Consider the following 22,777-nt stretch of genomic DNA (forward strand, 5'->3'; position numbering starts at 1 on the left):
ATGCGCTCGGCCGCTTGGTTCAGGGCCTCGCGCGGGGCTTGGCGGCCGCTGGAGATGGCCTCCAAGGCGGCGTTCATGGCCACGAAGAAGCGGCCCAGGTCGGCCGCCTGCGGCAGCAGGCGGCCGTTGCGTGCGTTGGCCAGGGTGGCGGCGATGGCCGGGTCGCGCGACAGCTCGGCCGCGAAGCCGCGGTGCGCGGGCACGCCCAAGGGCACGTCGGCGTTGATGGTTTTCAGGCCCTCGGGCTGCATCAGGTGGTGCTCGAGGAACTCGCGGGCGATGTCCTTCAAAGGGCTCACCGCCGACACCATGCAGCCCAGCACGCCCACGAAGGGCTTCGAGGGCTTGCCGGGGATCACGGCCGGGATCGCGGCCACGCCGAAGTCGATGCCGACGCGGCGCGCGTTGTCCCAGGACCAAGGCCCCGAAATCACCATGGCCACCTGGCCGCGCGCGAACTGCGCCTCCATCTCCGAGTAGCGCGCGTTGCTGGGCATGTGCCCGTCGCGCACCCAGCGCGCGATGAGCTCGCCCGCTTGCACGGCGCCGGGGTGGTTGACGCCCGGGCGGCGCGTGGCCGCGGGCGCCCCGGCGGGCGCGTCGAACACGGTGGCGCCGGCCCCGGCCATCAAGGGCCAGGTGTAGTACGAGGAGTTGTAGTCCCACAGCAGCGCGCGCACGCGCCCGCCGTGCTGCCGCTGCAGCTGGCGGTCCAGCGCCAGCACGCCGTCGAAGGTGCTGGGCGGCTCGCGCACCAGGGCCTTGTTGTAGATCAGGCCCGCGGCCTCGATGGCCAGCGGGTAGCCCCACAACCGGCCGTCGAAGCGGAAGGCTTGCAGCGCCACGGGCTCCAGGCTGTCCACCGTGGCCCGGCTCAAGGCCACGGGCGACAGCAGCCCCGCGCGGGCCCAGGCGCCCGCAGTGTTGTGGGCCAGGCAGATGACGTCGGGCCCGCGGCCGGCGGCCGCCATTTGCTGGAACTTCTCGGGCGCACCCTCGGGGCGCTCCACCCGCACCGGCACGCCCGAGGCCGCGGCAAAACGGTCGCCCACGCGCTGGAAGCCCTCGTAGCCCTTGTCGGCCGCCACCCACACCACCAGGCGCAGGCCTTCGGCCGAGGCCGTGCCCATCCACAGGCACAGCGCCCACAGGCCGAGGCTGCGCGCCAAGCGATTCATGGTGCGATGGACAACAGCAGCGCGCCGCCCGGGGGCAGGTGCAGCTCGGCGCCTTCGCAGCGCGCACCGTTCAGCGCCAGGCCATTGCCGTGCAGAACGGGCGCGGCATCCAGCCGGTGCTGCAAGGCCTCGGCCCCCAGGTTGAAGGCACACAGCACGGCCTCGCCTTGCCATTCGCGGCGCAGCACCAACAGCGGCCCGTCGGCCACCAGCGCCGTCAGCGTGCCCAGGCGCAAGGCCGGGTGGCGGCGCCGCAGGGCGATCAGGGCGCGCGTGGTGTTCAGCATCGAGCCCGGGTCGGCCTCTTGGCGGTCCACCGCCAGCGGCGCGTGGGCCGGGTCGGCCGGCAGCCAGGGCGCGACGGGGCTGAAGCCGGCGTGCGGCGCCTCGGCCACCCAGGGCATGGGCGTGCGGCAGCCGTCTCGGCCTTCGCTCAGGGGCCAGTTGGCGATGCCGTAGGGGTCTTGCAGTTGCTCGAAGGCGAGCCGGCTTTGCGGCAGGCCAAGCTCCTCGCCTTGGTAGACGAACAGGGTGCCGCGCAAGGCCATCAGCAAGGCCATCCAGGTGCTGGGCGGCAAGGCGGCCTGGGCCGCTTCGCTCGGGGCCCCCGCGCTGAGCGCGAACGAGCCGCCGGCGCCGGCGCCCCAGCGGCTGGCCACGCGCACCGCGTCGTGGTTCGAAAACGCCCAGGCCGGCCAGCCGCTGTGATCGGCCCAGGGGGCCAGGCGGTCCATCACCGCGGCGGCGTCGGGCCGCGGGCCCAGGAAGGCGAAGGAGTAAGCCGTGTGCAGGCGCTGCGTGCCCTCGGTGTAGGCCTGCATGGCGCGCACCGGCTCGGGCCCGCCGAGCTCGCCCACACTGAATCTGTCTGCCCCTCGTCGGACGGGTACGTCCACCGATCCCCCGTGGGGATGCGGGCCGGCTTGGGAGCGGCCCGGCGCTCGGCCCGCTGCGTCGGGGTACGCGTCCAGCAGCGCGCGCAGCCGCTGCATGAAGGCCAGGCTCTCGGGCTGGTCGGCGTTGAACTGGTGGCGCTGCATCAGCACCGGGCTGTCGCCGCGCTCGCCTGGCGGCAGCGGCGGGTTGTCGCGCAGCAAGGAGTCGTGGGCGTAGAGGTTGGCGGTGTCGAGCCGGAAGCCGTCCACGCCGCGGTCCAGCCAAAAACGGCCCACGTCCAGCACGGCGTCTTGCACGGCCGGGCAGTGGAAGTTCAGGTCCGGCATCTGCGGCAAGAAGTTGTGCAGGTGGTACTGCTGGCGGCGCGGCTCCCAGCGCCAGGCCGGGCCGCCCATCCAGCTCTGCCAGTTGTTGGGCGGGCTGCCATCGGCTTTGGCGTCGGCCCACACGTACCAGTCGGCCTTGGGGTTGTCGCGGCTGCGGCGGCTTTCCACGAACCACGGGTGCTCGGCCGCCGTGTGGCTCCACACCTGGTCGATCACCACCTTCAGCCCCAGCGCGTGCGCGCGCGCCACGAGCGCGTCGAAGTCGGCCAGCGTGCCGAAGCGCGGGTCGACCCCGCGGTAGTCGCTCACGTCGTAGCCGAAGTCGCGCATCGGGCTGGGGAAGAAGGGGCTGATCCACAGCCCGTCCACGCCCAGCGCGGCGATGTGCTCCAGGCGCGCGGTGATGCCGGGCAGGTCGCCCACGCCGTCGCCGTTGCTGTCGGCGTAAGAGCGGGGGTAGACCTGGTACAGCACCGCGCCCCGCCACCACGGGTGGGCCAGGGGGGCGGGGGCGACGTTGGTGGCAGGGTGGGCGGGCAGCGTCATGGCGGCGTCAGTGTGCGCAAACGCCCCCGCGCCAACTGCCTGCAAGGCCACCGATACTGACACTCATTCAACACTCAAGCCGGATCAAGCCTGCCATGAAGGTCAGTTGGGAGTCATCCGTCGCCGGCCCGCAGCACAGCGTGCGCTTGCTGCGCCTGCAGCTCGCCGCCTTTGCCGCGCCGCTGCACGCGCACGACGCGCTGGAGCTGACCTGGATCGAACGCGGCGCGGGCCTGCGCTTCGTGGGCGGGGACGTGGCGCCCTTTGACGACGGCGACCTGGTGCTGCTGGCCCCGGGCCTGCCGCACACCTGGCACACCCGCGGCGAGCCCCCCGAGGGCGTGCGCGCCACCGTGCTGCAGCTGGACCTGACGGCCGCCGCCGCCCTGCTGCCCGAGTGGCGCCAGCAGGCCCTGCCCCTGCTGCAGCGCGCCGGCCAGGGCCTGCGCCTGCATGGGGCCCTGCACGCGCGCACCAGCGCCGCGCTGGCCGCCCTGCCCCACGCCCCCGGCCTGGCCTTGCTGGGCGGCGCGCTGGCGCTGCTGGGCATGCTGGCCGATGCCCCGGACGACGCGCTGGCCCCCATCGACCGCAGCGCCCCCCGCGTGGCGCGCCCCAAGGCCACCGTGCAGCGCCGGCTGGACGGCCTGCTGGCCTGGGTGCAGGCCAACCTCGGCGCGCCCTTGAGCGCGCAGGAGGCCGCGGCCCACCTGCACGTCACCCCCGGCGCCTTCGCGCGCAGCTTCCAGCGCCTGGTGGGCAAGCCCTTCAGCGCCTACGTGAACGACCTGCGCGTGGGCGAAGCTTGCCTGCTGCTGCGCCAGTCCGACCGCCCCGTGGCCGAGGTGGCCCAGCGCTGCGGCTTTGCCACCCTGTCGCACTTCAACGCCGAATTCCGGCGGCGCACCGGCACCACGCCCCGGGCATACCGGCGGGGGTGATGCCAGGCCGCGGGCGGTGCAGCCCGGGGCTCACCCCGAAACCTTGCTCCGCCCCGCTTTGACTTCGGCCCGCTGGCTCTTGCCTTGCAAGCGGCGTTGCTGGGAGCCCCAGGTCGGCTTCGTGGGCTTTCTGGCCCTGGGGATGTGCTCCGCCCGCTCGATCAACGCGACCAAGCGACCCAAAGCCTCGGCCTTGTTCATCGCCTGGCTGCGCGCGCCCTGCGCCTTGATGACGACCTCACCGTCCTGCGTGATTCGGCTGTCGGGCAGGGCCAGCAGCCTGGCCTTCACCGCCTCGGGCAATCGCGAGGCGACCACCTTGAACCGCAGTTGCACGGCGGTCGACACCTTGTTCACGTTCTGCCCACCGGGCCCCTGGGACCGGATGGCGCTGAATTCGAGTTCGTCGTCGTGCAGGGCGTAACGCATCGGCTTGTTGAAGGGGTTCGGTCTGCCGTTTAAAAATTTCAGTGATATTTGGGCTTTTTGTTATTTCAATTAGGCATAATTGCAGAGATCGGATGCCGGCACCCAGCCGCCTGCCGCTCGCGGCAGCCCTGAGCCTACAGGGCCCGAACCTCGCGACGCTCGTCGCCTTTTGGCCTGCCGAGCTGCAGCCAACCGAGCCAACCTGCTCACGCCGGACGCCCCCAACGCCGGCCCCTTCGACTGATCAAGATTTCCAACACCACCATCACCATGGGCCAGTACGTCGTTTCGCCCACGACACACCCGACCGGTTGCGGTCGTTTCCGCGCGTCCTTTGCCGTGCAACGCGCTCGGGGCAATGGCAGCTACTGCCGAGTGTTCCGGTTCGACCAGACCTTCGCCTCGCGCGATGCCGCACGACTGTTCGCCGTGAGCCAGGCTTGGTTGCAAACCTGCACGCCATCGCCTCCGGCCTGTTGAGAACCCCGCAGCCGCCCAGCGGCCCAGCGGCCCAGCGGTCCACCGCCTCCCCCCCTGCACCACCACCCTGGCGTGACCGAACCGGTCGGTCCGATTGCATCGCGACGATGCGCCACCCCTCCCAACAGGACTCCCTCATGAGCACCAAGATCTACGTCGGCAACTTGCCCTATTCCGTGACCGACACCACCCTCAAAAGCAACTTCGCCGCCTACGGCAGCGTCTCGTCCGCCAAGGTCATGATGGACCGCGACACGGGGCAATCCAAAGGTTTCGGCTTCGTGGAAATGAGCTCGGCCGAAGGCGCCCAGGCCGCCATCGATGCCTTGAACGGGATGTCGGTGGAGGGCCGCGCCATCGTTGTGAACCTGGCCCGCCCCCGCGAAGAACGCGGCGGCAGCAGCCACAGCCCGTCTGGCTACCGAGCCAGCCACCGTCCCGACGTGGGCTATGGCAACGGCGGGTTCGGCGGCGGCCGCTACTGAGCCCGACTCCAGTCCCCCCCAACAAGCCGGCTCCCTCAAGCCGGCTTTTTTGCGTCCCGACGGCGAGGTCGCCCCTGCAGTCTTCGGTTCAGGCCGGCAGCGGGAAGCGGTGACTGGGCCCGGCCCTCAACCACGCTTCCACCCGATTGCCGACCGCCTTGCTGCTCAGCAAATCCAGGTGCCCCACACCCTTCGCCACCCACTGCCGCTCGGGGGCAAAGGGCAAGCGTCGCGCGGGGTCGCGGTGTTGGCCCAGGGCGCTGGACAAGCGCACCAAACCGTCGCCCAGCAACTGGGGCTGCAGCCCCTCGGGGCCGGGGCCCAAAGTGCCGGCCACGGCCCAACAGCGCACGCCTGGGGGCAAGCCGACATCGGCACCCAGGCCGTGCCGCAGGTCGGTGATGCCAGCGCTGCGCACCCGGCCCAAGCGGGCCAGGGGCGCGGCGTAGGGGGCAGCGTCCAGCAGCAGGTCCACGCCATGGCCGGCCTTCTCCAGCGGAGCGCCGAAATGCGGGGTGCCCAGACAAACCAAGTCGCTGACCCGGCGCGTCCACGCCACGCGCCCGGCTTGGTGGAAGGCGCTGCGCGCCACCAAGCCGCCCATGCTGTGGGCCAGCAGCACCACACGGGGTTGGCGGTGTGGCCACACGCGCAGCAGCTTGGCCATCAGTTCGGCGAACTGACGGCCGTTCTCGGCCACCGGCAGGCCGGTGTTGTAGCGAAGGTAGACGGGCGTGAGGCCCAAAGCATCAGCCAGCTGGGTGCCGTGGTCGTGGCCCTTGCGGCGCCACTGGCGGTCGTTCATGCACAGGCCGTGCAGCAGCACGAGCATGCCGCTGCTCGGCGCGGGGAAACGCGCCGCCAGCGCGGCACGGGTGAGGACGAGGGGCTCACCCGCGCTGCACAACTGCATGGGCTGGGCCAGGGGGTTGTGGGTGGCGGCCAGATGGTCGCCCAGCACGCCGTTGAGGGCAGCCCTCACGGCCTCATGACTGGGGTGGCGTGGCCCTTGGGCCACGGCCTCGGGCAGCAGACCCAACAGGGCTTCGACGCTGCCCCCGGCCAGGCGAGTGACCCCGTGGACGCTGCGGTAAACGAGGCCGGTGATGCCCCGGGTGCGGCCGTGTTCGGGGCCCGGCAGAAGGGGCGGGCGCTGGATGCGAGCGTGCATGGCTTCGACGAGTCGGACCAGGCCGAGCGTGCCCTGGGTGGCCAGCCGGGCGACGCCCTGCAGGGTGTCGCGGTGAGGAAGGGGGGGCATCGGAGGTCCTGGCCCCGCCGAAGGGCGTGGGATGGGCCCGACGATACGCCCTCAACGCGGCCGCTCGGTGTCGGGCATTCCCAGCACCCGCCGGTAAAAGCGCCCATTGCCTTCGCCCAGGGCCGTGAGCAGGGCCCGGGCGTCATGGCCCACGTTCGAAACTTCGGCGTAGTCGTGCGCGATGTGGAGCCCGTTCAAGCGCTCGTGGAACTGGCGGTTCAAGGCCCATGTCTCGTCGAGCTCGCCAACGACCTGCCGAATGACGGTCCGGCGCTCGCGCAAGGCAGGCGCTGCCGCCGGCGCAAGCGAGCCAGGAGCGATCGCGCTGCAGTAGGCCAGGTCGTCGCTGCACACATCGCGCAGGAGTTGCTCGCGCAGCCGAGGGTTGCGCTCGGTTCGGGGCCCTCGCAGCGCGGGATCAAAGGGCCCACCGGCCAGGATAGAGATGCCGGCAAAGCGGTCCGGGTGCTTGAATCCCATGCGGGCGGCGCCGTAACCGCCCATGCTGAAGCCTTCCAGGATGCGCCCCTCACGCTGGGCCAAGGTGCGGAAGGTGCGATCCACATCGGGGATGACTTCCGCGATGAACACGGTCTCCACGGGCGCCCGCCCGTCCTTCGAGTCGGCCCACAGCCGTCGTGGCAAGCCGTTGACGAAGACAACGAGCATGGGCGGCATGCGTCCGGCTTGCATGGCGTTGTGGAAGAAGGCCGCCATGGGTGGGATGCCAGCGATCCCGCCCTCCGTCCCATGCAGCCAGTACAGCACCGGAAAGCGGGCCTCGGTCGCGTCGTAGGCCGGTGGTGTGTAGACGTGGTAGCTGACCTTGCCGCCGACGGTGGGGCTGTCAAACGTTCGGAAAGCGAGGCGAGGCGCCCTGGCCTCGGCCGTGACCCAGCCCAGGCTGGGGTCAGGTTGAGCGGACAAGCCCGGCCCTTGGGCCCACACGCCCATCGCCAGCACAAGGATCAAAAGGCCGATGCTGACTTTCATGTCACGCCCCTCGTCAACCACGCTGCCGAGGATTCTCAGGCGAGTCATCACCCGCCCCGGTCTCGGGCCCGCGTTCGCGTTCGGCCAATTGACGTCGCAGTCGGGACAGCCCCTGGCGGAAGGCTTCGGCGTCGCCGTGGTCGAAGAACCTGGGGTAGCGGCCATGGGCGTCGCGAATGCGTCGCGCGTGCTTGATCGGGCACCAATACTGCTCCGTTCGAGCCGCCACTTCTCGGGTGTAGGCGGCCACGCCGTTGCCATACGAGCAGTAAAAGCAGTTGAACTTTTCGATCGCGTTCAGGTAGGGCAGGTCCTCCCGGTCGAAGACGAGGTAGTCCGAGCGCTTCACCTTGGGAATGCGGTAAACCGGAAAGCACACCGCCTGGTACACGGTGACGAAGAGGTCCATCAGCTAGAACGGGATCCACCCGAGGTAGATCACGGGCGAGGTCAAGATGGCCAGCAGGCTGGATCGACGCAAAAACCGGAACAGACCGATCTTGTAGCGGCGCTGCTGACGCGCCAAGTCTCCGGCCAACACGCGGCGCTTGGTCTCCCACACGCTGCGTTTCTGGCGGTACTCCTCCTCCACCTCCTCCTGCAGGGTGCGAATGCGCGCCAACAGCTCGTCAAGATGACCTGGCATGGACAGTCTCCATTCAGAATTCGCGGGAAGGGGCGCCAAGGCCGGTTGGCGGCCCGCGGCGCGGCACGTTGCCGGCGATTCATGGTTCGGCCGGGCGTCGCCCAGCCATCGCAGGTCCGTGGCGCCCCGCTGGCTGGCTTCTCTCACCTGCCGCGCAGGGGCGCGTCCGGGGGGCGCGGCGTTCGCCCACGAAGACGGCGGGGATCAGCCCCGCGCTGCCGACGTCGAATCAGCAGGCGAACAACCCGGGCGAGCGTGCGCTCCAGCGCCGCTGACCAGTTCGGTGCCAAACCCGATGCCAAGGCCGATCCGGCACCGTCGGTGTGCAACGCCACCTGGCAGCGCTTGTCCGTGCCGCCGCGAGGCCCGTTGATGTCTGACATTCGCACCTCGACCCGCTGGACCTTCCAGGCGATGCGGCGCAAGGCGAAGCGAACGCGCTGCTCGATCCAGGCACGCAGTTCGTGGGCCTGAGGATCGGCCGATTGAAAAAGCACTTGCATCGTGAAACTCCAGCGGATGGGGACTGGCGAAAGATGAGGCAGGGCCTGGCCCGTCAAAAGCAGGTCTTTCCATCGCAAAGCTTCGCAAAAAGCTGAACCCGGCCGGCGCACTCCGCGGCAGACTGGCCCGTTTCGTCCCAGCGCACGCAGCGCCCGGGCCCACCGTTTCGATCGCGCCATGACCAAGCCCCCAGCATTTCACGCAGATGCCCCCTTGCAGTTCGTGATCAATGGCGCCGCTGGCAGCCACGATGTCGACGCTCGGCGCGAGCTCATCGAAAGCGCCTTGCGGGCCCATGGCCGCCGGGGCGAGTTGCAGGTCTGCCGCCCCGCCTCCCTGCCCGGCGTGGCCCAAGAGGCTGCACATCGGGCTCGGCAATCAGGCACGGCCGTGGTCGCGGTGGGTGGCGACGGCACCCTGAACGCCGTGGCCCAGGCCGCCCACGCCCAAGGGTGCGCGATGGGCGTGGTGCCCTTGGGCACGTTCAATTACTTCGCCCGCACCCATGGCATTCCCGTCGACCCTGGCCAGGCGCTGGCGTGCCTGATGCAGGCCCGGCCCGAGCCGGTGCAGGTGGCGGCCGTCAACGATCGCCTCTTTTTGGTGAACGCCAGCCTGGGGCTGTACCCGGAGCTGCTGGAAGACCGCGAGTCGTACAAGGCGCGGTTTGGCCGCAGCCGCTGGGTGGCCATCGTGTCGGCCTGTGCAACCTTGCTGCGCGCGCGTCGTCGTTGGCATGTCCACATCGAGATGGCCGGACAGGTGCGCGAGTTGCAAGCCCTGACGCTCTTCGTGGGCAACAACAGGCTCCAGTTGCAGCAGTTGGGCGCAGAGCCGGAGGACACCATCGACGGGACGCCTGGCGACGGCAGCATGGGCGCACTGGTGCTGCGCCCGGTGGGCCGACTCTCGATGATCGCGCTGATGTTCAAGGGAGCCGTCGGACGGCTGGGGGAGGCGGCTGGCGTGGAGCGTTTCGAGTTCCAGCACATGCAGGTCCGCCCGACGTTGCCCCAGGGCATCCCAGGCACCAAAGTCGCTTTCGACGGCGAGGTGGCGACCCTGTCGGCGCCCCTGAACTTCCGCATCCACGAGCGCCCCTTGTACCTGTTGACCGCCCCCCGGTGGGAGCCCCAGCCGTGACGGTGGTCTTGCAGGTTTCGGACACGCATTTCGGCACTGAACGTGCGGAGGTTGTCGAGGCGCTGGTCGAATGGTCGGCCCAACAACGACCCGACTTGGTGGTGGTGTCGGGCGACATCACGCAGCGAGCCCGTCCCCAGCAATTCCGAGCCGCACGCGATTGGCTGGACCGCCTTGGGGCGCCGTGGCTGGCCGTGCCGGGCAACCACGACATCCCGCTGTTCGATGTGTGGACGCGCTTTCGGCGGCCCTATGGGCGCTACAGCGCAGCGTTCGGAGACGACCTGGAACCGGTGCACCAGTCGCACGATCTGCTGGTGATCGGGGTCAACACCACGCGCCCCTGGCGCCACCAGGACGGGGTCGTGGCCGCACGGCAAGTCGACCGGGTCGCGCAGTGCCTCCAAGGGGCAACGCCGGGGCAGTTGCGCATCGTGGTTGTCCACCAGCCGATGGGCGTGGCGCGGGCCGAGGATCGCCGCCATGTGCTGCGGGGCCACGCCGCCGCCCTGCAGCGTTGGGCCAGCGCGGGTGCCGATTTGGTCATGGGCGGGCACATCCACCTGCCCTACGTGCGGGAGATGGAGCGCTTGGCGCGTCCCCTGTGGGTGGTGCAGGCAGGCACGGCCGTGTCGAGGCGCGTGCGCGCCGGCGTGCCCAATTCGGTCAATCTGCTGCGCTGGGGCCAGGGCGCGGCGGCGGGCACGTGCCACATCGAGCAGTGGGATTTCTCAGCGGCGGATCGCTCGTTCCGACTCGCTCGCGTCACCGACCTTCATCCACCCCGGCCCTGAGGCCCAAGACCCGTTTGCTGGGCCCCCAGCGTCTGTGCGGCATGGCTCCAGGCTGGCCGGCCTTGGCGCCGAAGCGGGCAGCGCACAAGCCAAATCAGCTTCGGAGCTTGCTGAAGGCCGCAGCGCGAAACCTCGCAGGCCTTCCCAACTCGGCGCTGAGGGCCCACGGGGAGCCGCTGGCGGCCTGAGCCGATGGGTCATGAACGGCCCCCGCTCAGCGCGCCCTCATGGGTGCGCCCGGGTCGCCGAGGCCAGCACCTGTTGGACCAAGGGGTGGTGCTGCCCGCGACGAGAGCGGATCGCGTGGATTTCTTCCTTCACGCCATCGCAATGGCCGAGCAAACGCAGCCCACGCAGCAACCCCATGTCCCCCGAGCCCAGCCGGCTGACCGGAAACACCCCCAGACCCCGCGCCGCAAAAACCGCCAACAACGCGCTGTCTTCAAACTCGCCAACGATGCGCGGCCGCAAGCCCTGGGCTTGGAACCATTGCTCCAGCGAGGTGCGAAGCACGGAGTGCCCCGTCGGCAACAGCACGGGAACATCGTTCAAGCTGTGGGGGAATCGGTCGCGCTCGGCCTTGCCCACCCACTGCGCGGGGCCGAACCAAGCCACCGGCGCATCCACCAGGCGCTCGCTCGACAAGCGCAAGTTCGGGTTGCGAGGCGGGGGCTGCCCCGCCAGCACCAAGTCGAGGTGATGCAGGGCCAACTCACCGAGCAGTTGCTCGACCTCGCCCTCATGGCAGACCAGCCGCAGGTTGGGGGTGCGCAGCACGGGCTCCAGCAGGGCGTGGGCGGCCAGCTTGGAGATGCCGTCCGACAGGCCAATCGCCAAACGGGCCACCTTGGCGGTGGCCGCTTCGCGCACTTCGTCGGGGATGAGCTGCCCGATTTGGAAGATCTCCTCGGCGCGGGCGAATGCGGCTTGCCCCGCTTCGGTGAGGGCCACACCGCGGCCCGAGGGCTTGAGCAGTTGATGGCCCAGCGCCTTCTCCAGCTCTCGCACTTGGGCGCTGATGGTCTGCACCGCCATGTCCAAGCGCTCGGCGGCTCTGGCAAAGCCGCCCTCTTTGGTGACGACCCAGAAGTAATGGAGGTGGCGGTAGTTCAGCAAGGGCACCTCGATTCCGAAAAGCCGAAGTTTAGTTTCGGCGTTTTCACCTTTTTTCGATGTGCGCACGTCGGCAGACTGCGCCGCGTCCAACGCCCCGCTCACCGCACCGCCGGCTTCTCGATGGCCCCTCAATGGCCACCCGCTGGCCATTCACGGGCGCGGGGCCGCCCGAGGCCCCGTGGTCAGCCCCGCGCGTGCCGGGCCCACAGGGCCTGCCCATCAACCACCGAAGCGATCGACAGCCCATCCGCATGACCTTGCCCATCGTTGAACGGCTGCGTGAGGCAGCGACGACCCTCCAAGAGGAGCGCGTGTCGATGCGGGACATTGCCCAAGCGCACGGCCCGGAGGCACACGGCACCCTGCTCCTGCTGTTGGCCATGCCCTGCTTGTTGCCCGTGCCGGGTGTTGGCACGCTGCTCGGGCTGGGCATGGTGGCCCTGGCCGTGGCCATGTGGCGCGGCCAGGGCACGCCCTACTTGCCGCACCGCGTGGCCAACCTGGAACTCTCCCGGCATTGGGCGCAGCGGGTGCTGCAGGGTTTGGCCTCGGCCTACGCCCTGGCTGGCCGTCACGCGAAGGCGCGATGGAGCCACCTGACGGGACCCACTTGGCACTCGGTGATCGCCCTGGTGGTCGCCTTGATGGCCGTCATCGTGGTGATGCCCATTCCCTTCGGGAACGTGTTGCCCTCCCTGGCCTTGACCTTCATCGGGTTGGGCCTGGTCTTCAAAGACGGCATCGCCGTCCTGCTCGGCCTGATGGGCGCTGGGTTGGCGGTGAGCGCCACCGGCGGCTTGGTGTTGGCGGTGTGGCTTTGGGGCAGCGCCTGGCTGTTGGCCTGAGCGACGGTTCAACGGGGCCGCCGCAGGCGGCCGGCAGCGGCGCGGGGCCGACGAGTGCGCTCACGCGCTGGGCGGCACCCATCGAGCCAACAAGCCCTGGTGGCGCTGGTGCCAGTGCGCCAGCCGCGGCGCGGCATCCCCCGCAAACTGGCCCTGCACGAAGTCGGCCACCAGCTCCTTGGTGGCGCGCTTGATGCGCGGGTTGGCCACGGGGCCGCCGGTGCCGGCGCGGTCGGTGAACACGGAGTGCGAGCCGCCCTCGAACACCGCCAGACCCTTGACGGCGCTGCCGGTGGCCTCGAACAAGGCCACGCGCTCGGCGGCCACGCTGGTGTAGCCGGGCACGCGGATGACGTCGTCGGTGGCCGTGACGTGCAAGGTGGGCAGGCGGATGGCGGCCAGGGCCTGCTCGGGCTCGGGCACGCCGTGCAAGGGCGGGGCCGAGATGAAGACCGCGGCGCGAATGCGCGGGTCGGTCAGGGGCGCTTCGCCCGGAATGGCGGCCCCGGCCACCAACAGGCAGGTGTTGGCGCCATAGCTGTGCCCGGCCATGGCGATGCGGCTGGCATCCACCAAGCCCGGACGCTCACGCTGGAGCTGATCGAGCGCGAAGCGCACGTCCAGCGCACGGGCGCGGGCCTCGGCGGTTTGCGCCGCCGCTTGCAGGCGGCCGACGAGGCTGAAGACATTGCCGCTCCACAGCGCGCGGTCGCTGCCCACGTGCTGCACGTGCAGCGCCGCCAGGCCTTGCGAGGCCAGGTGCTGGCCAAGGTAGCTGTAGCCGCGGCGCGAGCCGCCGATGCCGTGCGAGAACACGACCAGGGGCAAGCCCTCCGGGGCGGCGTCGGCCGGCAGGTAAAGCCGCACGGGCACGGGACGCTGCCGGGCCGGGTCGGCCCAGTCGAGGTCCTGCCAGCGCCAGGCGGTCGGGGGCGCCGAGCTTGCACTGGCCGTGCCCAGTTCTTCACGCGCCCACGCGGCGCCGGCGCCCAGCGCCAGCGTGCCCACCAACCAATGACGGCGTTTCATGCTTCAAGCTCCTGAGGGGCGCTCGCCGCCCGCCAGCGGCGCGGCGTGCATTTCTGAATCAAGTCGTCCACCACCTCGTACAGCACGGGGATGACGAGCAAGCTGAGGAAGGTGGAGGTGATGAGCCCACCGATCACCACGATGGCCATGGGCGCGCGGAAGCTGGGGTCGGTGCCGAAGCCCAAGGCGATGGGCATCATGCCGGCGCCCATGGCGAGGGTGGTCATGACGATGGGGCGGGCGCGCTTGTGGCAGGCGTCGAGCAAGGCGTCCAGGCGGCTCAGTCCGTGCTCGCGCTGCGCCACGATGGCGTACTCCACCAGCAGGATGGAGTTCTTGGTGGCGATGCCCATGAGCATGATCATGCCGATCATGGCCGGCATGGACAGGTCGGTGCCGGTGACGAACAGCGCCAAGATGGCCCCGGGGATGGACAGCACCAGCGCGCCCAAGATGGTGACGGGCTGCACCCAGGCGTGGAACAGCAGCACCAGCACGATGTAGATGCAGGCCACACCCGTGCCCATGGCCAGCAGGAAGCTGGTCGTGAGCTCGGCAAAGGCCTCGGCATCGCCGACCTCGGTCTTGATCACGCCCGGCGGCAGCTGCTGCAGGGTGGGCAACGCGGCGGCGGCGGATTGCACCTCGCCCAAGGGCCGGCCGTTGAGCTCGATCTCGAAGTTGACGTTGCGCAGGCGGTCGTAGCGGTCGATCTGCGCCGGTCCGCTGGCCAGCGTCACCTCGGCCACCTGCTGCAAGGGCACGGGGCCGCGGCTGCCCGGCACGGTGAGCTGCTCGATCAGCGCCAGGTCTTGGCGCGCCGCGTCGGGCAGGCGCACGACGATGGGCACCTGGCGCTGGCTGAGGTTGAGCTTGGGCAGCAGCTGGTCGTAGTCGCCGCTGGTGGCGATGCGCAGGGTGTCGGCGATGGCCGCGGTGCTCACGCCCAGGTCGGCCGCGCGGGCGGCGTCGGGGCGCACGATGAGCTCGGGCCGCTGCAGGCTGGAGCTGCTGGTGACCTGGCCGATGCCCTTGAGCGTGCGCAGTTCGTTCTCCACCTTGGCGGCGTGCTGAGCGAGAGCCTCGCCGTCTTCACCCGCCAGCACCAGCACGTACTTTTCCGAGGAACCGCCAAAGGCCACGTTGATGCGCGCCCCCGGGATGACCTCCAGGCGCTCGCGCAGCTCGCGCTCGATGTCTTGCTTGGTGATGCCACGGCGCTCCTTGCGGGGCGTGAGGTTGAGCGTGAGCGTGGCCTTGCGGGACTCGGGCACGCCGCCCATCGCGAAGGGGTCGGCGCCGGCCGAGCCGCCGCCCACCGCGGTGTAGATGAGCTTGACGTGCGGGTGCGCCGCCACGATCTTCTCGGCCTGGGCGGCCACGGCCTGCGTTTGCGCGTAGGTCGCACCGGGCTCCAGTTGCAGGGTGACTTGGGTCTGGCTCAGGTCGTCGGGCGGGATGAAGGCGCCAGCGATCTTGCCGGCGAACAGCGGCCCGCAACTCACCACGCCGAAGGCCAGGGTCAGCAGCAGGGTCTTGCCCTTGTGGGTGAAGGACCAGCGCGCGGCGCGCAGGTAGGCCGGCATCCAGAAGGGTTCCGGGTGCTCCTTCGCGGGCTTCTTGAGGAGGTAGGCCGCCATCATGGGCGTGAGCAAGCGCGCCACCACGAGGCTGAAGAACACGGCGATGGCCGCCGTCCAGCCGAACTGCACGAAGAACTTGCCCGGCACGCCGCTCATGAAGGCGGTGGGCAAGAACACGGCGATGAGGGTGAAGGTGGTCGCGATGACCGCCAGCCCGATCTCGTCGGCCGCCTCGCGCGCGGCTTCCAAGGGCGTCTTGCCCATGGCGAGGTGGCGCATGATGTTTTCGATCTCGACGATGGCGTCGTCCACCAAGATGCCGATGACAAGCGACAGCGACAGCAGCGTGACCACGTTCAGGCTGAAGCCCATCCAGTGCATCACCATGAAGGTCGGAATGGCCGACAGCGGCAGCGCCACGGCGCTGACGAAGGTGGCGCGCCAGTCGCGCAGGAAGAACCACACCACCACCACGGCCAGGATGGCGCCTTCGATGAGCAGCCACATGCTGCCGTTGAAGTTCTCGACCACGGGGTCGACGAAGTTGAAGGCCTCGGTCACCGTGATGTCGGGGTGCGCGGCCTTGAGTTCCTCGACGGCAGCCCGAGCACCCTCGGCCACGTCGACCTCGCCGGCGCCCTTGGCGCGGACGATTTCGAAGCCCACCACGGGCTTGCCATCCAGGAAGGCGCCACTGCGCTGCTCGGCCACCCCGTCGATCACCGTGGCCACCTGGTCCAGACGCAGGCGGCGGCCGTCTTGCAAGGCGATCTCCATCGCACCCAGCTCGGCCGCACTCTGAACGGTGGCGATGGTGCGCAGGCTTTGCTCGGCCCCGCCCAGCGTGGCCCGGCCGCCCGGGGCTTCTTGCTGCACGGCCTTGAGTTGGCGCGAAACCTCCGCCGCGCTGACGCCCAGGGCCAGCAGGCGGTTGGGGTCGAGCTCGACGCGCACCTCGCGGCTGACGCCGCCCACGCGCGACACGCTGCCCACGCCGCGCACCGCCAGCATGCGCTTGGTGACCTGGTTGTCGACGAACCAGCTCAGGGCCTCGTCGTCCATGGTGCTGGACGAGACGGTGTAGGTCAGGATGGGCGCGCCAGCCAGGTTCATCTTGGTGATGACCGGGTCGCGCAGGTCGGCCGGCAGGTCGGCCCGCACGCGGGCCACGGCGTCGCGCACCTCGTCCAAGGCCTCTTGAAGGGGCTTTTCCAGCCGGAACTCGGCCGAAATGGTGGCCGTGCCGTCTTGCACCTTGGCGTAGAGGTGTTTCAGGCCTTGGATGGTGGCCAGCGCGTTCTCGATCTTGCGCGCCACCTCGGTCTCCATCTGCGCCGGCGCGGTGCCGGGCAGGCTGGCGGTGACGATGATGGTGGGCAGCTCGATGTCGGGGAAGTTCTGGATCTTCATCGCCCGGAAGCCGAGCACGCCGGCCACCGTGAGCATGAGGAAGAGCAGGATGGCCGGGACCGGGTTGGCGATGGACCAACGGGAAGCGTTGAACATGGTGCGCGGCCTTTACTTCGCGACGCGAACGGTGTCGCCATCGGCCAAGAAGCCCAGCCCGCTCAAGGCCACGGGGGTCTTGGCGTCGAGGCCGGTTTTGATTTCAACGCGATCGCCCTGGCGCTGACCCACCTCGACCTTGGCTTGCCTGACCTTGCTGCCTTCGAGCTTGAAAACGTAGCTGAAGCCGTCACGCAGCAGCACCGCGCTTTGCGGCAGGGTCAGCACTTGGCCCTCGCCCTGCAGCAGATCGCCGCGGGCGAACAGGCCCGCGCGTGCGCCCGCGGTGGCGGGCAGGTCCACGTAGACGAGGCCGTTGCGGGTTTGCGGGTCGATCTTGGGCGCCACTTGGCGAACGCGGCCCTCCACGGCCGTGGTGCCGAGCTGCACGCGCGCCCTCTGGCCGACCTTGACTTGGTCCAACAGCGGGCCAGGCACTTCGGCACGCCACTCCAGCCGGCCTTGGCGCTGCAGGCGCAGCAGCTCTTGGCCCGGTTGGGCCAGCGCCCCCTCCACGGCCTCGCGGGCGGTGATGACGCCGTCGTCCGGCGCGGCGATGCGGGTGTAGCCCAGGCGCAGCTCGTCGGCCATCAGGCGCGCTTTGAGGCTGGCCACACGGGCTTCGGCCATGTCAGCGGCGGCGAGCGCGGCATCGATCGCTTGGGCGCTGAGCGCCTCGGTGCCGGCCAGGGGCCGCACGCGCTCGGCTTGGGCACGGGCGTCGCGGGCGCTGATCTCGGCCTCCTGCAGCGACGCTCGGGTGGCGGCCAGGTCGGCCTGCAAGGTGCCGGGGCTCAATCGCACCAGCACTTGGCCCTTCTTCACGCGGTCGCCCACGTTGACGAGCACCTCGGCGATGCGCATGCCGCCCACCTCGGCGCCGATGACGGCCTCTTGCCAGGCGGCGACGTTGCCATTCACCGGCAGGCGCGTGGCCCACTGCGCCGGTTGGGCCAGCGTGGTTTGGATGGTGAGCGAGGGCTTGGCGGCCACGGGGGCGGCTGGGTCTTGGGCATGGGCGGCCCAGGCCAAGGCCAGGGCGAGGGCAGCGAGAGCGGGTTTCATTCGGGGGGCTCCGGGCGGGGGCGGCAATGGGGGGGGTGGCGGTCAGTTCTGGGCCGGGTGGGCCGGGGCGGGGGCGCTGGCGGAGGCGGCCTCGAAGCCGCCGCCCAGCGCGCGGTAGAGCCGCACCCAGGCTTGGGCGTGCTCGTGGCGAATGGCCACGGCGGCGCTGTAGGCCGTCAAGGCGTTGCGCAGGGTGGTGGCGCGCTGGGGGCCGCTTTGCACGCCGGCTTGCGCCAAACGCGCGGCGTCGGTGGCGATGCGCTCCCACTCGCGCTGCATGGTGTCGGCCTCGCGCTGGCGCTCTCCCGCACTGACCACGCGCTGCAGCGCCTCTTCCACTTCGGCCACGGCGCCGCGCCAGCGGGCTTCGAAGGCCGCGGCGGCTTGTGCGGTGCGGGCCTGGGCGGCGTTGCGCTGGCCTTCACGCAGGCCACCGTCGAACAAGGGCAGGCTCAGCGACGGGCCGACGGACCACACGGCGCCTTGGGGGCTGCCGCTGCGCCAACCGAGGCGGGCGTTGCCGATCAGGCCAGTCAGGCTGAGCTGCGGCCAGGCCTCGGCGCGCACGCTTTGCTCGCTCTGCGCCGCGGCCAGCCACTGCTGGTGGGCCGCGGCCAAGTCGGGCCTCTGGGCCAGGGTCTCAGGCGGCAGGGTCGTCCACGCGAAAGGTGGCGCTGCTGGCACGCGCCGCTGCAGCGAGGCGGCTTGCAGCGGCGGTGCCGCCAGCTGTGGGGCCAAGGCGGAGGCCGGCTGCGCCGTCAACACGGCCAAGGTTTGCAGCGCGATGGCGGTTTGCGCGCGTTGGTCGGCCCGCGCAGCCACGGCCGCGGCCCGTTGGGTGCGCACGAGCGCGACGTCGCTGGCGCTCTCAAGGCCGCGCTCGCGGCGCTGCTCGGCCCACTGCACCAGCTCGGTGGCGGCCGCCACATCCCGCTCGGCGATTTCCTCTTGGGCCTGCGCATGACGCAGCGCGAGGTAGGCGGCGGCCACGTCGGCCGCCAGGCTCACGCGGGCCTCGTGCCATTGGGCCTGCGCGGCCTCAGCCTGGGCCTGCGCGGCAGCGTTTTGCGCGCGCACCCGACCGAACAGGTCCACTTCCCAACCGGCACTGACCTGGGCACCGCCTGAACTCAGCGGCTTGAAGTCGGGCGCCTGCTGGGCGCGACTGGCCTGCGCCCCGGCCTGCACCTGCGGCCACCAGCCCGCGCCGGCCTGCTGCGCCTCGGCCCGCGCCTGCGTCAGCCGGGCGGCGGCGGCTCGCAGCGTGGGACTGGCGGCTTGCGCTTGCTCGATCAATCCGACCAGCGCGGGGTCGTCGAAGCGATGCCACCACTGCGCCAGCGCTTGGGTGGAGCCTTGGTGCGGCAGCGGCGCCAGCCAGGCCGAAGGCATCTGTGGCGTGGCGGCCAGCGAAGCCGGCGGGCCTTGCGGCGGGGCGCTGGCACAAGCGCTGAGCAAGGCGACCAAGGCCAGGGTGGCCAAGGCGGGAAGGCGTGTAGGGCTCATGGGAGGGCTGAGGAGGAAGGGGCAGTGGCACGCGCCTCGCGTTCGGCGGCCACCAGGGCCACCGACCAACCGACGAGGCGGCGCCGCAGGGCGCGGAGTTCGGGGTCGTCGTCCAGCAGACGCGGTGTCAGTGCGTCCATGAAGGGGCGGCTGAGGCAGTAGTCGTGTGCCATGGCCACGATGGCGTAGGCCAGCTGGTGCACACCGGCATCGGGCTCGGCCACGCCAATGTGCCGGGCCAACAAGCGGGCCAGCGCGTGGTGGTTAGGCCCGATGTGGGTCTGCAGCGCCTGGGTGAAGACCTCGCTGGGGTCCAGCAACTCGCGCAGGTAGAGGCGAATCGGGTCCGGGCCACCGCAATCGTCCGTGCTGAGAAAGGGCGTCAAAAAGCGGTCCAACGCCGTCGGCAGGTCCAGGCTCGGGTCGTCGAAGCCGGCAAATGCCTGCGCCATGTGCTGCAGGGGGCGCAGCACGACCTCGCGGTACAGGCCGCTCTTGTCGCCAAAGTGGTAGTGGATGGCGCCGGGGTTGGTGCCCGCTGCGGCGCAGATCTCCCGCGTGGTCACAGCATCGAAGCCGTGTTCGGCGAACAGGAGGGTGGCGTGCAACACCAGCCGCACCTTGGGGTCGGACACGTCGACCCCCACGGCGGCGGCCCAAGCAGCGATGCGCTCGGACGCCGATGGGTCGACGGTCGCCAGGCCGTCGGGCGCTGGTGTTGGAGGGGACTGACGAGGCGGCATGGGTCGGATGGTACGCCTCATTCAAGCGCTTGCTTAGTTTTTCGCGAAAAGCCGCATCGCCGTCATGGTGATGCCGTCGTCGCCTGGGATGCCGCCACCGCGCCAGCACTTCGGCAAAACCTGAGACCCCTTCAGCCGCGAGCCTCTTGATTTGCTCGCACACAGCCCCCAAGCTGCACTCACCCGTCGACTCTTGAGGCCTCCGAGCCTTGCCGCCATGAAACGCATCGCGTTGTTCCTGCTCACCAACCTCGCCGTCATGCTGGTGCTGAGCGTGGCCGTCAACCTGCTGGGCTTGAACCGGTTCCTGACCGCCAACGGCCTGGACCTGATGAGCCTGCTCGGGTTCGCCGCCGTGATGGGCTTCGGGGGCGCTTTCATCTCGCTGCTGATCAGCAAGCCCATGGCCAAGTGGACCACCCGGCTCCAGCTCATCAACAACTCGCCCCACCCCACGCACGCCTGGATCGTCAGCACCGTCGAGCGCTTCTCGCAACAAGCCGGTATCCGCACCCCGGAAGTGGGCATTTACGAAGGCGCGCCCAACGCCTTTGCCACCGGCGCCTTCAAAAACTCGGCCTTGGTGGCCGTGTCCACCGGCCTGCTGGAAAGCATGACCCGCGAAGAAGTGGAAGCGGTGATCGGCCACGAGGTGGCGCACATCGCCAACGGCGACATGGTGACCCTCACCCTGATCCAAGGGGTGATGAACACCTTCGTGGTGTTCCTCAGCCGGGTCATCGGCTACTTCGTGGACAAGGTCGTCCTGCGCAACACCAACGACGGGCCCGGCATCGGGTACTACGTGACGACCATCGTGATGGACCTCGTCCTGGGTGTGCTGGCCGCCATCATCGTGGCCTGGTTCTCCCGCCAGCGCGAGTTCCGCGCCGATGCGGGCGCCGCGCATTTCATGGGCCGCAAGCAGCCCATGGTGAACGCTTTGGCTCGCCTGGGCGGCCTCGACCCCGGTGAAATGCCCAAGAGCTTGGCCGCCATGGGCATCAGCAGCCGGCCGTCGGGACTGCTGGCGCTCTTCAGCAGCCACCCACCGATCGAACAACGCATCGCCCGCTTGAAGGAAACCTCCTGATGGACCTCTCCAAACTGCTCAATGGCCTGATGCAATCGGCCAGCAAAACCACCCAACAACACGACATCCGGTGGGGCCAAGTGGGGGCCGGCGCCGCCGCTGGAGGCGCTTTGGGCCTCCTGCTGGGCGGGCGCAAAGGATTCAGCAACAAGGCCTTGAAATACGGCAGCGTGGCCGCCCTGGGCTATGCGGCCTACAAACTGTACGAACAGCACCAGGCCAAACAGGCCCAACAGGCCGCCAGCGCTGCGCCGGTCCCTGCACCCTCTGCCGCCGCCTGGCCCGCCCCTGGTCAAGCGGCCTTGCCGGCACCGCAGCAGGAGTGGCACAGCCGGTTGATGTTGCAAGCCATGATTGCCGCGGCCAAGGCCGACGGCCACGTGGACGACCGGGAGCGGCAACTGCTGGAAGCCGAGCTGCTGCGGCAAGAGGCCGATGCCGAGCAACGCCGGTGGCTGGAGAGCGAGCTGCGCAAGCCCCTGGACCCGGCGGAGGTTGCCCGGGCGGCCCAAGAGGGGCAGTCACCGGCCATGGCCGCCGAGGTCTACCTCGCCAGCCTGCTGGTGGCCGACGAGGCCAACTTCATGGAGCGAGCCTATCTGGACGAACTGGCTCGACAACTCCGATTGCCCCCTGGGTTGAAGCAGGACTTGGAGGCACAGGCGCGCAACCCCTGACTCGAGAGGCAGGGGCTGGGTCGCCAAGCCTTCAACTTCTTGCCGCCAAGCCCGCCAGCGCGATCCCCACGTTTTGATCGCCGGAGCCCTGTTGCAACATCGACCGGTACAGCCCTGATTGCAACGAGAGCAGCTGGTCAGGGGCGGAGGTTCGGCACAGTTCGCTGAGCAGCCCCTCAGCTCACAAAGCTGCCGCCCAACGTTCGAGCTGAGCCGCCCGCGGAGGCAGGTACTGTAAGCCCGGACTGAGACGATAGTTCCACTGGCTCAGGCCGGGCTTACAGTGCCTGCCGTAGCGGGTCGGCTCGAGCGAGGGGTTAGGCAGCGCTCGGCAGCGAATCAGGGTTTCTACGGGGATTATTGGGCTTCGCTGCGGCAGGACGCACGATGTGGGCATAGGAGCGAACGATGCCAAGCAAACCCAAGAGCTGGAAGCAGAAGATGGCGGCAAAGCCGCCCCACACAGTGACCCTGGACAAGGACTTCGCAGGAGTGCCTGCGGGCGCGAAGCTCTTGATCTCATGCCCGGTCGAGGTTGAGCAGTACCTGAGGAGCCATGTTCCGCCAGGCGAAACTCGAGAAGTGCAACAGATGAGGCGGGAGCTTGCCAAGCTTCATGGGGCTGACGCGACTTGCCCTGTCTCGACGGCGATCTTCCTGCGAACAGTTGCCGAGGCGGCCTGGGACGAGATTGAGTCAGGGGCTCCGACGAGCGAGGTTGCGCCGTTTTGGCGGGTCGTCGATCCGAAGTCTCCTTTGGCGAAGAAGCTCAGAGCAGGTGGGGCTTGGATCGAGCAACAGCGTTCCGCTGAGCGCGGAGAGTAGACGCGCCAGAGCGCTTGTTTGCGCTGCCTCTTAAGAAACTTCCCCTGCCACGCCAGCCAAGGAGCGTTTGGATTTCATGGGCATGCGGGTTGGTGAGGGGTGAGTTCGAAGCCCAGATGGCGGGCGCGTTTGGTCAGATTTTGTAGCACGCGCTGGCGGTGCTTCT

Annotated in this window: 23 protein-coding genes; 9 read left to right on the top strand and 14 right to left on the bottom strand. The window is 69.7% G+C overall.

Annotated features, from left to right (window positions below; translation table 11 throughout):
- On the bottom strand, positions 1 to 1,178 hold a 1,178-nt coding region (gene malE, locus O9335_RS14155), incomplete at its 3' end, for a maltose/maltodextrin ABC transporter substrate-binding protein MalE (protein ID WP_298389219.1).
- The gene (locus O9335_RS14160) at positions 1,175 to 2,947 is read right to left on the bottom strand and encodes an alpha-amylase family glycosyl hydrolase (RefSeq protein ID WP_298389221.1); all 1,773 of its coding nucleotides are present in this window, start codon (positions 2,945 to 2,947) and stop codon (positions 1,175 to 1,177) included. The genes malE and O9335_RS14160, both read right to left, overlap by 4 nt.
- 95 nt (positions 2,948 to 3,042) lie before the next feature.
- On the opposite strand from O9335_RS14160, the gene O9335_RS14165 reads away from it, so the two are divergent.
- Positions 3,043 to 3,888, top strand: a complete 846-nt coding sequence (locus O9335_RS14165; RefSeq protein WP_298389223.1) for an AraC family transcriptional regulator — start codon at positions 3,043 to 3,045, stop codon at positions 3,886 to 3,888.
- A gap of 30 nt (positions 3,889 to 3,918) precedes the next feature.
- Here O9335_RS14165 and arfB read toward each other — a convergent pair whose 3' ends face one another.
- Positions 3,919 to 4,317, bottom strand: coding sequence for an alternative ribosome rescue aminoacyl-tRNA hydrolase ArfB (gene arfB / locus O9335_RS14170; RefSeq protein ID WP_298389225.1), 399 nt, complete (start codon positions 4,315 to 4,317; stop codon positions 3,919 to 3,921).
- A 270-nt stretch (positions 4,318 to 4,587) separates the two neighbouring features.
- Between arfB and O9335_RS14175 the strand changes: the two genes are divergently transcribed.
- Positions 4,588 to 4,797 carry a hypothetical protein gene (locus O9335_RS14175; protein WP_298389227.1) on the top strand — a complete coding sequence of 70 codons (210 nt, stop codon included), beginning with the start codon at positions 4,588 to 4,590 and terminating at the stop codon, positions 4,795 to 4,797.
- A 137-nt stretch (positions 4,798 to 4,934) separates the two neighbouring features.
- Positions 4,935 to 5,282, top strand: coding sequence for an RNA-binding protein (locus O9335_RS14180; RefSeq protein ID WP_298389229.1), 348 nt, complete (start codon positions 4,935 to 4,937; stop codon positions 5,280 to 5,282).
- An 88-nt stretch (positions 5,283 to 5,370) separates the two neighbouring features.
- Here O9335_RS14180 and O9335_RS14185 read toward each other — a convergent pair whose 3' ends face one another.
- From O9335_RS14185 to O9335_RS14205, 5 genes are all read right to left on the bottom strand, one after another.
- Positions 5,371 to 6,543 carry an alpha/beta hydrolase gene (locus tag O9335_RS14185; protein ID WP_298389231.1) on the bottom strand — a complete coding sequence of 391 codons (1,173 nt, stop codon included), beginning with the start codon at positions 6,541 to 6,543 and terminating at the stop codon, positions 5,371 to 5,373.
- Positions 6,544 to 6,594: 51 nt separating this feature from the next.
- Positions 6,595 to 7,536 carry an alpha/beta hydrolase-fold protein gene (locus O9335_RS14190; protein ID WP_298389233.1) on the bottom strand — a complete coding sequence of 314 codons (942 nt, stop codon included), beginning with the start codon at positions 7,534 to 7,536 and terminating at the stop codon, positions 6,595 to 6,597.
- Between the two features lie 13 nt (positions 7,537 to 7,549).
- The gene (locus tag O9335_RS14195) at positions 7,550 to 7,945 is read right to left on the bottom strand and encodes a hypothetical protein (RefSeq protein WP_298389235.1); all 396 of its coding nucleotides are present in this window, start codon (positions 7,943 to 7,945) and stop codon (positions 7,550 to 7,552) included.
- Positions 7,946 to 7,948: 3 nt separating this feature from the next.
- A complete protein-coding gene (locus O9335_RS14200) occupies positions 7,949 to 8,182 on the bottom strand; it encodes a hypothetical protein (RefSeq protein ID WP_298389237.1) in 234 nt (77 codons plus the stop codon).
- 143 nt (positions 8,183 to 8,325) lie between these two features.
- A complete protein-coding gene (locus O9335_RS14205) occupies positions 8,326 to 8,685 on the bottom strand; it encodes an HPF/RaiA family ribosome-associated protein (protein ID WP_298389239.1) in 360 nt (119 codons plus the stop codon).
- Positions 8,686 to 8,863: 178 nt separating this feature from the next.
- On the opposite strand from O9335_RS14205, the gene O9335_RS14210 reads away from it, so the two are divergent.
- Together O9335_RS14210 and O9335_RS14215 are read left to right on the top strand one after the other, a co-directional pair.
- Positions 8,864 to 9,829 carry a diacylglycerol kinase family protein gene (locus O9335_RS14210; protein ID WP_298389241.1) on the top strand — a complete coding sequence of 322 codons (966 nt, stop codon included), beginning with the start codon at positions 8,864 to 8,866 and terminating at the stop codon, positions 9,827 to 9,829.
- Positions 9,811 to 10,623: a metallophosphoesterase gene (locus tag O9335_RS14215; RefSeq protein ID WP_367185436.1), complete on the top strand. Its 813-nt coding sequence runs from the start codon at positions 9,811 to 9,813 to the stop codon at positions 10,621 to 10,623. The genes O9335_RS14210 and O9335_RS14215 overlap by 19 nt, the downstream gene beginning before the upstream one ends.
- A gap of 225 nt (positions 10,624 to 10,848) precedes the next feature.
- On the opposite strand, the gene O9335_RS14220 is transcribed toward O9335_RS14215, so the two are convergent.
- A complete protein-coding gene (locus O9335_RS14220; protein ID WP_298389264.1) occupies positions 10,849 to 11,739 on the bottom strand; it encodes a LysR family transcriptional regulator in 891 nt (296 codons plus the stop codon).
- Positions 11,740 to 11,990: 251 nt separating this feature from the next.
- On the opposite strand from O9335_RS14220, the gene O9335_RS14225 reads away from it, so the two are divergent.
- Complete coding sequence (locus O9335_RS14225) at positions 11,991 to 12,584, top strand: exopolysaccharide biosynthesis protein (protein ID WP_298389243.1); 594 nt, start codon at positions 11,991 to 11,993, stop codon at positions 12,582 to 12,584.
- Between the two features lie 60 nt (positions 12,585 to 12,644).
- Here the strand turns inward: O9335_RS14225 and O9335_RS14230 are convergent, their stop codons facing one another.
- From O9335_RS14230 to O9335_RS14250, 5 genes are read right to left on the bottom strand one after another with little or no spacing between them, the layout of a single operon-like run.
- Positions 12,645 to 13,613: a hypothetical protein gene (locus tag O9335_RS14230; protein ID WP_298389246.1), complete on the bottom strand. Its 969-nt coding sequence runs from the start codon at positions 13,611 to 13,613 to the stop codon at positions 12,645 to 12,647.
- Positions 13,610 to 16,702, bottom strand: coding sequence for an efflux RND transporter permease subunit (locus O9335_RS14235; RefSeq protein WP_298389248.1), 3,093 nt, complete (start codon positions 16,700 to 16,702; stop codon positions 13,610 to 13,612). The genes O9335_RS14230 and O9335_RS14235 overlap by 4 nt, the downstream gene beginning before the upstream one ends.
- A gap of 12 nt (positions 16,703 to 16,714) precedes the next feature.
- On the bottom strand, positions 16,715 to 17,767 hold the full coding sequence (locus O9335_RS14240) for an efflux RND transporter periplasmic adaptor subunit (RefSeq protein WP_298389250.1): 1,053 nt from the start codon (positions 17,765 to 17,767) through the stop codon (positions 16,715 to 16,717).
- Positions 17,768 to 17,809: 42 nt separating this feature from the next.
- Positions 17,810 to 19,273: an efflux transporter outer membrane subunit gene (locus tag O9335_RS14245; protein WP_298389252.1), complete on the bottom strand. Its 1,464-nt coding sequence runs from the start codon at positions 19,271 to 19,273 to the stop codon at positions 17,810 to 17,812.
- Positions 19,270 to 20,037, bottom strand: a complete 768-nt coding sequence (locus O9335_RS14250) for a TetR/AcrR family transcriptional regulator (protein ID WP_298389254.1) — start codon at positions 20,035 to 20,037, stop codon at positions 19,270 to 19,272. Before O9335_RS14250 ends, O9335_RS14245 begins: the two co-directional genes overlap by 4 nt.
- Before the next feature lie 196 nt (positions 20,038 to 20,233).
- Between O9335_RS14250 and htpX the strand changes: the two genes are divergently transcribed.
- The 3 genes from htpX (at position 20,234) to O9335_RS14265 (ending at position 22,611) form a co-directional block, all read left to right on the top strand.
- Positions 20,234 to 21,109 carry a protease HtpX gene (gene htpX, locus O9335_RS14255; RefSeq protein WP_298389256.1) on the top strand — a complete coding sequence of 292 codons (876 nt, stop codon included), beginning with the start codon at positions 20,234 to 20,236 and terminating at the stop codon, positions 21,107 to 21,109.
- Entirely contained in the window at positions 21,109 to 21,786 is a 678-nt protein-coding gene (locus O9335_RS14260) for a tellurite resistance TerB family protein (RefSeq protein ID WP_298389258.1), read from the top strand. Before htpX ends, O9335_RS14260 begins: the two co-directional genes overlap by 1 nt.
- Before the next feature lie 408 nt (positions 21,787 to 22,194).
- Complete coding sequence (locus tag O9335_RS14265; RefSeq protein ID WP_298389260.1) at positions 22,195 to 22,611, top strand: hypothetical protein; 417 nt, start codon at positions 22,195 to 22,197, stop codon at positions 22,609 to 22,611.
- Positions 22,612 to 22,777: the final 166 nt, after the last annotated feature.

The organism is Inhella sp. (assembly GCF_027532025.1).
Taxonomy (GTDB): Bacteria; Pseudomonadota; Gammaproteobacteria; order Burkholderiales; family Burkholderiaceae_C; genus Inhella.